Annotated in this window: 10 protein-coding genes, 1 tRNA gene and 1 pseudogene; 9 read left to right on the top strand and 3 right to left on the bottom strand. The window is 64.8% G+C overall.

Annotated features, from left to right (window positions below; translation table 11 throughout):
• The first annotated feature begins 93 nt into the window (after positions 1-93).
• The 9 genes and pseudogenes from M5I08_RS09755 to M5I08_RS09715 all read left to right on the top strand — a co-directional run bounded on the left by M5I08_RS09755 (position 94) and on the right by M5I08_RS09715 (position 8,940).
• Positions 94-167: transfer RNA gene (locus M5I08_RS09755), tRNA-Leu, on the top strand.
• 10 nt (positions 168-177) lie between these two features.
• Positions 178-666: a DUF488 domain-containing protein gene (locus M5I08_RS09750; RefSeq protein WP_219066428.1), complete on the top strand. Its 489-nt coding sequence runs from the start codon at positions 178-180 to the stop codon at positions 664-666.
• 27 nt (positions 667-693) lie between these two features.
• Positions 694-1,735 (top strand): annotated as a pseudogene (locus tag M5I08_RS09745) (adenylate/guanylate cyclase domain-containing protein).
• A 33-nt stretch (positions 1,736-1,768) separates the two neighbouring features.
• On the top strand, positions 1,769-2,389 hold the full coding sequence (locus tag M5I08_RS09740; RefSeq protein ID WP_219066427.1) for an HdeD family acid-resistance protein: 621 nt from the start codon (positions 1,769-1,771) through the stop codon (positions 2,387-2,389).
• Between the two features lie 96 nt (positions 2,390-2,485).
• Positions 2,486-3,934: a cytochrome ubiquinol oxidase subunit I gene (locus M5I08_RS09735; RefSeq protein WP_219066426.1), complete on the top strand. Its 1,449-nt coding sequence runs from the start codon at positions 2,486-2,488 to the stop codon at positions 3,932-3,934.
• Positions 3,935-3,961: 27 nt separating this feature from the next.
• Positions 3,962-5,008, top strand: a complete 1,047-nt coding sequence (cydB, locus tag M5I08_RS09730; RefSeq protein ID WP_219066425.1) for a cytochrome d ubiquinol oxidase subunit II — start codon at positions 3,962-3,964, stop codon at positions 5,006-5,008.
• Between the two features lie 32 nt (positions 5,009-5,040).
• Positions 5,041-6,675: a thiol reductant ABC exporter subunit CydD gene (gene cydD / locus M5I08_RS09725; protein ID WP_219066424.1), complete on the top strand. Its 1,635-nt coding sequence runs from the start codon at positions 5,041-5,043 to the stop codon at positions 6,673-6,675.
• Positions 6,662-8,383, top strand: a complete 1,722-nt coding sequence (cydC, locus tag M5I08_RS09720) for a thiol reductant ABC exporter subunit CydC (protein WP_219066423.1) — start codon at positions 6,662-6,664, stop codon at positions 8,381-8,383. Before cydD ends, cydC begins: the two co-directional genes overlap by 14 nt.
• Positions 8,380-8,940 carry a DUF4190 domain-containing protein gene (locus tag M5I08_RS09715; protein WP_249763221.1) on the top strand — a complete coding sequence of 187 codons (561 nt, stop codon included), beginning with the start codon at positions 8,380-8,382 and terminating at the stop codon, positions 8,938-8,940. Before cydC ends, M5I08_RS09715 begins: the two co-directional genes overlap by 4 nt.
• Positions 8,941-8,944: 4 nt before the next feature.
• Here the strand turns inward: M5I08_RS09715 and M5I08_RS09710 are convergent, their stop codons facing one another.
• From M5I08_RS09710 to pyk, 3 genes are all read right to left on the bottom strand, one after another.
• Entirely contained in the window at positions 8,945-10,342 is a 1,398-nt protein-coding gene (locus tag M5I08_RS09710) for a bifunctional lysylphosphatidylglycerol flippase/synthetase MprF (protein WP_219066422.1), read from the bottom strand.
• A 186-nt stretch (positions 10,343-10,528) separates the two neighbouring features.
• A complete protein-coding gene (locus tag M5I08_RS09705) occupies positions 10,529-11,371 on the bottom strand; it encodes an acyl-CoA thioesterase II (protein ID WP_219066477.1) in 843 nt (280 codons plus the stop codon).
• 44 nt (positions 11,372-11,415) lie between these two features.
• On the bottom strand, positions 11,416-12,834 hold the full coding sequence (gene pyk / locus M5I08_RS09700; RefSeq protein ID WP_219066421.1) for a pyruvate kinase: 1,419 nt from the start codon (positions 12,832-12,834) through the stop codon (positions 11,416-11,418).
• Positions 12,835-12,859 lie beyond the last annotated feature (25 nt).

Here is a 12,859-nt window from a genome sequence, read left to right as displayed (position 1 = left end):
ATTCTGTCCTGGTTCCCGGCGATCATCGGCCGCGGGGTCGTGACACTCGACTCCTTGCGGCAATCCTCTAGGGTGGGATGCCGTAGAGAGCAGGCCCTCGTATCCCAACTGGCAGAGGAAACGGATTCAAAACCCGTCCAGTGTGAGTTCGAATCTCACCGAGGGCACTCACAAACGGTGCTGTACACGATCGGCCACGGCGCCAAGACCGCTGAACAACTGACCGCCCTACTTCGCCAACATGACATCGAACTGCTGGTCGACGTGCGCAGTGCCCCCGGTTCGCGTCGCAATCCGGATGTTGAGAAAGAGGTCATGCCGGACTGGCTGTCCGCCGCCGGAATCGGCTACCGCCATGAGCGCGATCTTGGCGGACGACGCAAGCCGCCCGCCACGCAACTACCGCGCGACCGATGGTGGCAAAATCAAGCGTTCGCCAACTACGCGGCCCACACCCGCACACCCGAGTTCCACGCCGCATATCAGCGACTGCTGCAGGAGGCCGACGGCCATAACGTCGCCATCATGTGCGGGGAGCCGACCTGGTGGCGTTGCCACCGGCGGATGATCGCGGACCTGGCCACTCGCGATGGCCGGATGGTGCAGCACATCATGCCCAACGGGTCGCTGGTCGGACATTCCATGTCAGGGTGGCTGATCCATTAAGCTTTTGCCGTGGCAGCTAACTTTGCCGTGGCGGCTAAGAAATGCGGTGCCACACAGCCAGCAGGTTCGGGGCGAACGCCGGACTGCGTAGCGGCAGTGCGGGCACAACCGCGCGTGCGCGATCAGCTCTATACCGACCGCATCGCGCGCCGGCGCCGCATACTGCGCCTCAACACATCCCTCGCGACATTCATCAGCGCGGGATTCGGGGTCATGCAGTTTGTTGTCGTGCCCCAGCTGTGGTGGACCGGTGTGATTTAGTCGCAGCCTGCCTGGTGGTAGTCCAACTCGCCGTTAGCGCATTGTCCTGGCGGCGACCTTGGCCGCCATCGCCGCCGCGATGGTGATCACGCTGCAGTTCCTCGTCCCCCGCGCTACCGGTGTTGAGCCACAGTGGTTTATGTCCCTGGGCTTCGTCGTCACCTCCGCCTGCGCGATGGCGGTCGCGACGGTGTGGTACGCACTGCGCCACGCGCGGGAGGCCGTGGAAATGGAATACCGACGCTCCGAAGCCCTGTTGGTCAATATCTTGCCGGCCAGCATCGCCGAGCGGCTAAAAGACCCGGCGCGCAACATCATTGCCGATAAATACGACGACGCCGCGGTGCTGTTAGCCGACATCGCCGGTTTCACCGAGCGGGCCAGCGACATCGCGCCGGACAAGCTGATCCGATTGCTGGATCGGATTTTCAGCGACTTCGACGCGCTGGTGGATAAACACGGACTGGAGAAAATCGAAGTCAGCGGCGATTCCTACATGGTGGTCAGCGGAGTGCCCCAGCCGCGGCCGGATCACCTCGAGGCATTGGCAGGCCTTGCGCTCGACATGGCCGCAGCTGCAAGCGAATTGAAGGATTCGCGCGGCAATACGTTGCCTTTGCGTATCGGACTTGCCAATGGTCCGGTCGTCGCGGGCGCGGTGGGCTCTCGCCGCTTCGTGTTACAGGAACGGGGTGTCGTCGAGGTCAAAGGCAAAGACTTCATGCGCACCTGGTATCTCGTTGGCCGCAAACCCGACACTGGTTCCGGCGGAGTGCGTGCGCAGGCGCCGCAAACGGCGGGGGTCTGAGTCCTAACGCAAACCTTCCATCCTGATCGTCATTTGTGCGAGACTTCGGGCATGGAAACCACTGCTGTCCCAAGGTTGTTGCCGCATCTGTGGAAGTCGACGCTGGTGTCTGGAATTCTGGCCCTGGCGTTGGGCATCTTGACGTTGGTGTGGCCTGGCGATTCTATTCTCATCGCGGCCATTCTTTTCGGCGTTTACCTGCTGATCACCGGAATCGCGCAAGTCGTCTTCGCGTTCAGTCTGCATGTCTCTGCCGGCGGGCGCGTGCTGTTGTTCATCAGCGGCGCCGCGGCGCTAATTCTGGCGGTGCTCGCTTTCCGGCATTTCGGCAAGGATCCACTGACCGCGATCCTGTTCTTGGCAATCTGGATCGGCGTCGGCTTCATCTTCCGCGGCGTGGCGACCACGGTCTCGGCGATCAGCGATCCCGCATTGCCGGGCCGCATCTGGCAGATATTCCTTGGGCTGATCAGTCTTTTGGCCGGCATTGTGCTGATCGCGTCGCCCTTTGAATCACTGGCGATCCTGACGCTGATCGTCGGCATCTGGCTGGTCGTGATCGGCGCCTTCGAGATCGTGTCGTCGTTCGGTATCCGTAGCGCATCCAACAGGGCCGACAAGGCGCTGGCGGGTGGACCACATGACGCGGCCTGACCGCGCCGACCGTGATGCGCACATCAATTGTCGTAGCGTTAGCCGTCTACTACACTACGTCGGAGTAGCTCGCGCCCGTCGTCAGGGAGATGACACATGAACGTCGTCGACATGTCGCGGTGGCAGTTCGGTGTCACCACCGTCTACCACTTCATCTTCGTGCCGCTGACCATGGGTCTGGCGCCGCTGATCGCCATCATGCAAACCGCGTGGATGGTCACCGGCAACACCGCGTGGTATCGGCTGACCAAATTCTTCGCCAAGCTGTTCTTGATCAACTTCGCGATCGGTGTGGCCACCGGGATCGTGCAGGAGTTCCAATTCGGGATGAATTGGAGCCAGTACTCCCGGTTTGTCGGCGACGTGTTCGGCGCGCCACTGGCGATGGAGGGGCTGGCTTCATTCTTCTTCGAATCCACCTTCCTCGGGTTGTGGATCTTCGGCTGGAGCCGGCTGCCCCGGCTGGTGCACCTGGCGTGCATCTGGATCGTCGCGATGGCGGTCGAGGCGTCCGCGTTCTTCATCATCTCCGCCAATTCCTTCATGCAGCACCCGGTCGGCGCGCATTACAACCCCGCCACCCGGCGCGCGGAGATGACCAGCATCGTGGCGTTGCTGACCAATAACACCGCCCAGCAAGCGTTTTTGCACGCCTTCACCGGCGGATTGCTGACCGGGGGGACGTTCGTCGCCGCGGTCAGCGCGTGGTGGATGGTCCGCGGCAAAGACGACAACGATGCCCGCACCATGCACCGCCCGGCCACCATCCTTGGATGTTTCGTCGTGCTGGCCGCCGCGGTCGCATTGTTATTCACGGGGGACGCGCAAGGCAAGCTGATGTTCCGCCAGCAACCGATGAAGATGGCGTCGGCGGAAACACTGTGCGACACAGCGACCGACCCCGACTTCTCCGTGTTGACTATCGGCACGCACAACAACTGCGACCACGTCACCCGGGTGATCAAGGTGCAGTACGCATTGCCGTTTTTGGCCGACGGCCGGTTCAGCGGTGTGACGCTGCAAGGGGTGAACGACCTGCAACGCGAATACCAGCAGCGCTTCGGGCCCGGCGACTACCGGCCGAACCTGTTCGTCACCTACTGGTCGTTCCGAATGATGATCGGGTTGCTGGCGATTCCGATGCTGTTCGCGCTGGCCGCATTGTGGTTGACCCGCGGCGGGCACATCGCGAACCAGCGCTGGTTTGCCTGGTTCGCGCTCCTGACCATTCCCACGCCGTTCCTGGCCAACATCACGGGCTGGGTGTTCACCGAGATGGGCCGCCAACCGTGGATCGTCGCACCCAACCCGACCGGCGACCAAATGATTCGGCTGACCGTCCGCCAAGGCGTCTCGCAGCACGCCCCCGCAATGGTCATTACCTCCCTGGTCATGTTTGCCCTGGTCTACGGGGTGCTCGCGGTGATCTGGTTCTGGCTGCTCAAGCGCTACGTCGTCGAGGGGCCACAGAAATACGACGCGGAACCGGCAGCGCCCCGCTCTCCCAGCGACGACGAGGTCGCACCGCTGTCGTTCGCCTATTGACACCTGCTGTCCGAAAGGAGCTGACCGATGGGACTGCAACAGTTGTGGTTCGGCATCATCGCAATGCTGTTCGTCGGCTTCTTCATCCTCGAAGGCTTCGACTTCGGCGTGGGCATGCTGATGGAACCGTTGGCCCGCGCCCGCGCCGGCGCCGGCGATCCGGAGGCGCGTCGCCGCGCGGCACTTAACACCATCGGTCCGGTGTGGGACGGCAACGAGGTTTGGCTGATCACCGCCGGCGCGGGGATGTTCGCCGCATTTCCCGGCTGGTATGCCGCCGTCTTCTCCAGCCTGTATTTGCCGCTGCTGGCGATCCTGTTCGGCATGATCGTGCGTTCGGTGTCGATCGAATGGCGCGGCACGGTCGACGACTCGAAATGGCGGACATGGGCCGACTTCGGGATCGCGGCCGGGTCCTGGCTACCCGCCGCGCTGTGGGGCGTGGCGTTCGCCATCCTGGTGCGAGGGCTCCCGGTGGACGCCAATGGACGCGTCGACTTGTCCATCACCGACGTGCTCAATGCGTACACGCTGCTGGGCGGTCTGGCCACAGCGGGGCTGTTTCTCTTTTACGGCGCAGTGTTCGTCGCCCTGAAGACATCGGGCGCGATCCGCGACGACGCTCACCGCTTCGCGGTGCGGCTGTCACTCCCGGTGACCGGACTGGTCGGCGGGTTTGGGCTTTGGACGCAACTGGCCTACGGCAAGAATTGGACCTGGCTGGTGCTGGGCCTCGCGGTGGTCGCACAGCTGGCAGCAGTTGCGCTGGTGTGGCGACGAGCATCCGATGGCTGGGCTTTTCTGTGCACTGCCGTGGTCGTGGCAGCCGTGGTGATCCTTCTTTTTGGAGCGCTCTATCCGAACCTCGTGCCTTCGACGCTGAACAAGCAATGGAACCTGACGATCTACAACGCGTCGTCCACGCCGTACACCCTCAAGATCATGACCTGGGTGACGGTGTTGATGGCTCCGTTGACGGTGATCTACCAAGCCTGGACGTATTGGGTTTTCCGGCAACGGATTTCGACTGACCGTATACCGCCGTCGACCGGTCTGGTGAGGCGCACGTCCTGAGCGCGAGCAGCCGGGGGCCCCTGGATCCGCGATTGTGGCGGGCATCGGCGGCGTTACGCCATTTCCTAGCCGCGACAACGGTTTGCGGTGTAGTGATCTCAGGTTGCGCGATCAGCTCTGCGATCCTGCTGGCGCACATCGCTTCCCGGGTCATCACCGACCCAGCCGCGCAGACCCTAAGCCAGTGGGCGCCGATGTTGTCGATCCTGCTGGCGGTATGGGCGGTGCGAGCCGTGGCGCACTGGCTGCAGGCGCGGTTGGGCCAGCGTGGGGCCAGCGCGGTGATCGCCGACCTCAGCGGCCAGGTCCTTAACGCCGTAACCGCCTGCCAACCCCGCCAACTGGCAGCCCAGCGCGACGCCGCGGCCGCGGTGGTGACCCGCGGGCTCGACGCGCTGCGGCCCTATTTCACCGCGTATCTTCCGGCGCTGCTGCTGGCGGCGATCCTGACCCCGGTGAGCGCTCTTGTGGTCGGGCTCTATGACCTGAAATCGGCTGTGATCGTATCGATCACGCTGCCGTTGATTCCCATCTTCATGGTGCTGATCGGCCTGGCGGCTGCGGAGCGGTCCGCGGCAGCGCTGGCCGCGATGGCCATTTTGCAGGCCCGGCTGCTCGATTTGATCGCCGGAATTCCGACGCTGCGGGCCCTCGGTCGCGCCACCGGGCCCGAACGCCGCATCGCCGAATTGGCCGACGCCCACCGGCGGTCAACGATGGCGACACTGCGGATCGCGTTCCTCTCCGCGCTGGTGTTGGAGCTGCTCGCCACCCTCGGTGTCGCCATGGTCGCCGTCAGCATCGGACTGCGCCTGGTGTTCGGTGAGATCAGTTTGACCACCGGTTTGACCGTGCTGTTGCTCGCGCCCGACGTCTACTGGCCACTGCGCCGCATCGGCGTGGAATTCCATGCCGCCCAAGATGGCCGAGCCGCCGCGGACACGGCGTTCGCACTGATCCAGGATGCCCCACCCGCCGTCCCGGGTTCCCGGACAGTCACGGCGCGCAGTGCCGTAATCGTGCTCGACGAGCTCAGCGTCGCTGGGCGCGACGGGCCGCGTCCGCACGATCTCAGCGCAGTGATCCACCCCGGTCAGGTCACGGTGCTCACTGGTGCCAACGGCGCAGGAAAAAGCACCACGCTCCAGGTCATCGCCGGCATCACCGCGGCCAGCAGCGGCCGCGTCACCGTTGCCGGAGTCGAAATCGCCGATCTCGAATCGACCGCGTGGTGGCAGCAGGTCTCCTGGTTGCCGCAACGCCCTGTGCTGATACCCGGGACCGTCGCCGACAACCTGACACTGTTCGGCGCTCTCGCTGACCTTGATAGCGCCGGTGCTGCAGCCGGATTCGACCAAGTACTCGCCGAGCTGCCCGACCGGATGCACACCGTCATCGGAAGCCGCGGAGTGGGGCTGTCGCTGGGTCAGCGGCAACGCCTCGGCTTGGCCCGCGCGCTCGCCTCACCGGCGCCGGTGCTGCTGCTCGACGAGCCCACCGCACACCTCGACGCCGCAACCGAAACCCGGGTGCTGCGGGCCATTGTCGAACGCGCGCGCGCCGGCGCCACCGTGGTGCTGGTCGGCCACCGCGAACATGTCGTCGGCATCGGTGATCAGGTCATCGAAGTGGCCGGGGCGCAGGACCTTCATCATGCTCGCGTCTGATCCCCTGCCGACCGCGCTGCGGCTGTTGCACCCGCGAACCCCGCGCTTGCTGCTCGGGATCGCGCTGGGGGTGCTATCGCTGGGCAGCGCGTTGGCGCTGGCCGGACTGTCGGCCTGGTTGATCACCCGTGCTTGGCAGATGCCGCCGGTGCTCGATCTGTCAATCGCGGTGGTGGCGGTGCGCACCTTTGCGATTTCCCGTGGCGTACTGCACTATTGCGAGCGGCTGGTCAACCACGACACCGCGCTGCGGGTCGCCGGCAGCGCCCGTGTGCTGCTCTTTACCCGGTTAGCGCACGGTCGGCCCGACATCGCGACCAGATTGCACAGCGGCGAGCTCGTCGCACGGCTCGGCGCTGACGTCGATCAGCTCGCCGACGTGCTGGTACGCGCCTTGCTGCCGTTCAGCGTGGCAGCCGTGCTCGCGGTCGCGGCGATTGCGGTCGTCGGGATCATCTCGCCGTTGGCGGCAGCGATCCTGGCGATGTGTCTGCTCGCCGCCGGCATCGTCGCGCCGTGGCTGTCATCGCGGGCTGCCCGTGCACAGGAACTTGTTGCACGCCAGCATCATTCCGGTCGTGACGTGGCGGCGATGCTGGCGTTAGAGCATGCACCCGAGCTGCGAGTCGGTGGTGTGTTGCCCACGATCATCGCCGAGTCACAACGCCGGCAACGTGATTGGGCCGATGCCATCGATGCCGCGGCCCGGCCGGCCGCGTTCGCGCAGGCTCTTCCCACGGCGGCGATCGGCGTCAGCGTGCTGGGCGCCGTTGTGGCAGGCATCGGTATGGCAGGCTCCGTCGCGCCCACCACATTGGCTGTTCTGATGCTGTTGCCGCTATCGGCATTTGAGGCGACGACACCGTTGCCCGCCGCGGCCACCCAGCTGACACGATCACGGTTGGCGGCGCGGCGTCTGCTCGATTTGGCCCCGCGTGACACCGCGGCGCCGCCCACGGATCCTGGGCCCGCTTCGGCCGCCACACCAGCGCATCCGCTGTCTACCGGGCGGCTTCGCGCCGACAGCGTCGTCACCGCCGGCCGGGCTTCGCGGATGCCGGCGGCGGTGTCTGTCGACCTGCCGCCCGGCGCCCGCCTCGCGGTCACCGGCCCCAGCGGCTCCGGTAAGACGACGCTGTTGATGACCCTCGCAGGTCTGCTCACGCCGTTGCGTGGCGACGTCACGCTCGGCGAATTACCGCTGCCCAGTTTTCGTGAAGCTGCAATTCGCTCGGCCATCGGCTTTTTCGCTGAGGACGCGCACATTTTCGCCACTACCGTGCGGGATAACCTGCTGGTGGCGCGGGGCGACTGCCCGGATAATCAACTGAACATCGCGCTGCGCCTGGTCGGGCTGGACGCCTGGCTGGCCGGTCTGCCGGACGGTCTGGACGCGGTGTTGGGCGGCGGCCCGGAGGCGTTGTCGGCGGGGCAACGTAGGCGTCTGTTGCTCGCCCGGGCACTGATCTCACCCGCGCGGATTGTGTTGCTCGATGAACCGACCGAACACCTCGATGCCGCCGACGCCGAGCCTATTCTGCGCAATCTGCTGAACGCGCACGGTGGTCTCATCGCGGCAGAGCGGACGGTGGTGGTGGCTACTCATCATTTGCCCAACGACATTCGCTGTCCCGAACTGCGTATCGGCCCCGGCGGATACTCTGGCGAACAGTCGACGAGGACGTCCGATCGAGAAAGCGAGCCATGACCGAACCTCCGGACACGCCGTCGGGCAGACGCCAAAACTCCGAGGGAACACCGCAAACGGCGCCGCCATACCGATATCCGTACCCATACCAATATCCGCATCGGCCCGGCCCATACCCGAGCGGTTATTCACCGCCGCACTACGGTTATCGGGCGCCGGTGCAGCCCGAAAACGGCCTCGGCAGCGCCGCGCTGGTCCTGGCGGTTGTCGGGTTGCTCGGTTCCCCGGTGCCGTTGGTCAACATCGTCAGCATCGTGCTGGGCCTCGTCGCGATCGTCATCGGGGCCCTCGGGCGCGGACGGGCCAAGCGCGGCACCGCCAACAATGGCGGGGTGGCAATCGCGGGCATCGTGTTGGGCGCCCTGGCGATAATCGTCAGCTTGGCTTTCATTGCACTCTGGGCGACGCTCTGGAAGGACGCCGGCGGCGGCGACTACATCCGCTGCATACGGCATGCCGGATCGAACCACGTCCAGCAGCGGCGCTGCGCCGATCAATTTCGGCATAACGTCCAAAACCGGTTGAGCGTCACGCTGACGTCGACGCCGGTGCGCTAGACCGCTAAAAGTTGCGGCGACGCGGCGTGAACTCCAGCGAGAGCATCACATAGATCAACGGCACCAGGTGCCTTAGCGACACCAGCGCATACCGCCGCTGGCCCGGCGAGTGGAATTTACGTAGATATCGGTACAGCGACTCAAGCGCGATCAACGGATTCAGCAGATGAATGAGCCAATAAAACAGGCCTTGCATCCGCCCGCGCTGCTTTTGATCGAAGATCTCCGGAAAGGCCGCGAACGCCAACGAAACCCGCTGCGCCCCGGTGTCTTTCGCCGCATTGATCATGTCGATGCTGAGCCGTTCGTCGATCCCGTTGGGTGCTCCGGAACGACGCCACGGCACATCGAGGGTGATATCGCGACCGTGCCCGGCGGTGGCGTACCGATGGAAGCCCTGCACCCGCCCGGATTTGTCCCGCGCGATGATCAGTTTGACGCCCGGGTACCTGCCCTCCAGCACGCCGTCCAGATTCATGCAATATCCGCGGTCGGTGTGCCCACCGCGGACTGACGTCCGCAGCACCTCGGTCAGCTCGGCCAACAACCGACCGTCGAGCTCCTGCTCGTCGACGATCTCGGTGGTGATCCCGCAATTGTGCGTGCGCTTGACGGCCTGACGCAGGTTGCGGAACTTGCGCCCAACCATGTCGAAGGTGGCCACGTCGATGACGACATCGCGGCCGATCGGTATCGGACGCAACGCTTGGCCGAGCACTTTCGGGTCCGTCCACAGCTCAAGCCGGTGCTCACTGCAGGCCAGGACGACGATTCGCCACCCGCGGGTATGGCACATTTTGGCGAAGTCGGCGACCAGCGCAGGGAACTGCGCCTCGTCACCGACCGGATCCCCGCTCACCACCGCGAAGCCGATTCGCGTCCGGTATGCGAGCGCCGCCCTCTGGTCCGCACTGAACAGGTAACACTTGCCCGCCTGCATGGCAAACGGCGCCAGCGGGTCGCCGGCGGTGGCGTTGATCAAGGCCCACACCCGAGACAGGTCGTCGGGATGCCCACGTGCTGACGCGGGCCACGTCAGCGCCAGGCCGGAGCCGGCGATCAGCACGTCGCCGATGAGATCGAAAGCAAGCACGTGTGCGCCGATCCCGGTGGACAACACGAGAACAGCGATGGCCGCGTGCCCGGCCGTCACCGGGCGACCCAGAAAGATACCTCGCGCGATCAGGGCGACCGCGGCAAGCGCCGTCAATGACCATCCCACCCTGCCAGTCGCATGCCAGCCCGCGTGGTCACGGCCGTGGGCGATCGCCGTCACCAGCCAGCAAGCCGCGCTGAATACGGCTGACGCCCCGACCCAACGGGCCGCCGAGGAGTTGACGTGAACGACGACCCGTTCACTTGCGCGGACTCCGGGCGCGACGTCGATCGACGACTCGCACACGCCTAACCTCCGGCTGTTCGGAAACAAATAGGCGGCACGCAGAGCTGCTGCGTCACAGGGCCGTCACCGGTATGCCGCTAGCGCCCGATTACCCAACCACCTCGAACGTTACGCTTCGGGCCGGTTTTGCTTTGGGCAACATTCGGTGCGCCGCAACCGAATCGTTGCCGGCTGTTTTGCGTCGGCCTACCGCCCCGGCCCGGGGAAATACTTCACCACGCCTTCTTGCATCACGGTGGCGACCGGCTGGCCCGCGCGGTTGAAGAAATAGCCGGTCCCAAGCCCACGTGAATCGGCGGCCACCGGCGAGGATGTGGAATACAACACCCAGTCGTTGAAGCTGACCTGGCGATGAAACCAGACCGAGTGATTGACGGTCGCAGCAAAGATGCGGTCGAACCCCCACGAGAGTCCATGGGTGGTGATGATCGAGTCCAGCACCGTGGTGTCCGAGCAATAGAGCATCGTGGCGGTGTGCAGCAGCGGGTCGTCGGGCAGCACACCGTCGGCTTTCACCCAAACTCGGTTGTAGTCGAGCCGGTCGCCTTTCTCCCGCATCACCCACGAGGGGTCGTTGGTATAGCGCCATTCGATTGGTTGCAACGCATTGACGAACAACGGAACGGTGTGCTCATATCCGCGGAGCAACTCCTTGATCGACGGCAACGTCTCCGGGTCGGCGACCTCGGGCGGTTCGACGTTGTGCTCGAGGCCGCGACCGCCGGCCAGGTAGGAGATCATGGCCGTCGCCAACAAGGTGCCATCCTGCGTCACCTCGATGCGCCGGTTCGCAAAGCGGCGCTCGTCGCGCAACCGCACCACCTGGAATTCCATGTCTTTGGCGGTGTCGCCACCGTTGATGAAGTGCACCGACAGCGCGTTGGGCGGCAAGTCGCGGGTCAGCGTGCGGGTACCGGCCACAAATGATTGCGCCGTCATCAATCCGCCGAATGTCCGAGGCGGGTTCTTACTGGGATGGGCGCCGATGAAGACGTCATCGCCCATGGGGTGCAGGTCGAGAACCGCCATCAGCTCGTCGAAGTCAGACACCCGGTCAGCCTAATGGCCCGGCTCTAAACGTCGTCCTCGCCGATCCGGTGCACATGAATCATATTGGTCGACCCGACGGTGCCCGGCGGCGCGCCCGCCACGATCACCACCAGGTCGCCGCGTTTGTAGCGGCCCAGGTCCAGCAGCGACTTGTCTACTTGGCGGATCATGCCGTCGGTGGTTTGGATGATGGGCACTATGAACGTCTCGGTGCCCCATGTCATGGCGAGTTGGCTACGCACTTCGGGCAATGGGGTGAACGCCAGCAGCGGCAGCGGCGTATGCAGTCGCGCCAGTCGCCGTACGGTGTCTCCGGATTGGGTGAAGGCGACCAAAGCCTTGGCGTCCAGCCGCTCGCCGATATCGCGAGCGGCGTAACTGATCACCCCGCGCTTGGTGCGTGGGACGTGGGTCAGCGGCGGGGCGGCGGTCGAATTCTCTTCCACCGCGCACACGATGCGGGCCATCGTCTGGACAGCGGCCAGCGGATGCTTGCCGACGGCGGTTTCGCCGGACAGCATCAGCGCGTCGGCGCCGTCGAGCACCGCGTTGGCGACGTCAGAGGCCTCGGCCCGTGTCGGGCGGGAGTTTTCGATCATCGATTCGAGCATCTGGGTCGCGACGATGACGGGTTTTGCGTTCTCCCTGGCTATTTGGATGGCCCGCTTCTGGACTAGTGGAACCTCTTCAAGCGGCAGCTCGACTCCCAGATCGCCGCGGGCGACCATCACGGCATCGAATGCCAGTACAACTGCTTCGAGGTTGTCGATGGCGTCGGGCTTCTCGAGTTTGGCGATGACCGGTACCCGGCGGCCGATTCGATCCATCACCTCGTGGACCAGCTCGACATCGGATGGCGAACGCACGAATGACAGCGCCACCATGTCGACGCCCAAGTGCAGTGCGAATTCGAGATCGTCGACGTCCTTGGTGGACAACGCGGGCGCCGACACGTTCATCCCGGGCAGCGACATTCCCTTGTTGTTGCTGACCGGTCCGCCCTCGGTGACAGTGCACACGACGTCGTCCCCGTCGATGTCCTCGACCACCAAGCCGACGTTCCCGTCGTCGACCAGAAGGCGATCGCCGGCCGCGGCGTCTTGGGTCAAGTACTTGTAGGTGGTCGAAATCCGGTCGTGGTTGCCCAGGAAGTCCGACACAGTGATCCGCACGGTCTCGCCGTCGGCCCAGTAGGTCGGCCCGTCGGCGAAACGGCCGAGCCTGATCTTCGGGCCCTGCAGGTCGGCAAGCACGCCCACCGCGCGCCCGGTGACGTCCGAGGCGGCCCGCACCCGGCCGTAGGCGGCTTTGTGATCGCTGTAGTCGCCATGGCTGAAGTTCATTCTGGCGACGTCCATCCCGGCTTCAACCAGCGCTCTGACCGATTCGTCAGTGTTGGTGGCCGGACCGAGAGTACAGACGATCTTGCCGCGTCTTGCCACGATGCAACAGCATAGTCCTGCTGGC

This window comes from Candidatus Mycobacterium methanotrophicum (genome assembly GCF_023515995.1).
Taxonomy (GTDB): Bacteria; Actinomycetota; Actinomycetes; order Mycobacteriales; family Mycobacteriaceae; genus Mycobacterium; species Mycobacterium methanotrophicum.
This window is presented reverse-complemented; position numbering and strand designations above follow the sequence as displayed.

What these genes read in the sequence shown, in the direction of transcription:
- M5I08_RS09735 (WP_219066426.1), top strand. Translation starts at nt 2,486, where the DNA reads ATGAACGTCGTCGACATGTCGCGGTGGCAGTTCGGTGTCACCACCGTC.
- cydB (WP_219066425.1), top strand. Translation starts at nt 3,962, where the DNA reads ATGGGACTGCAACAGTTGTGGTTCGGCATCATCGCAATGCTGTTCGTC.
- cydC (WP_219066423.1), top strand. Translation starts at nt 6,662, where the DNA reads ATGCTCGCGTCTGATCCCCTGCCGACCGCGCTGCGGCTGTTGCACCCG.
- M5I08_RS09715 (WP_249763221.1), top strand. Translation starts at nt 8,380, where the DNA reads ATGACCGAACCTCCGGACACGCCGTCGGGCAGACGCCAAAACTCCGAG.
- M5I08_RS09705 (WP_219066477.1), bottom strand. Translation starts at nt 11,371, where the DNA reads ATGGCGGTTCTCGACCTGCACCCCATGGGCGATGACGTCTTCATCGGC.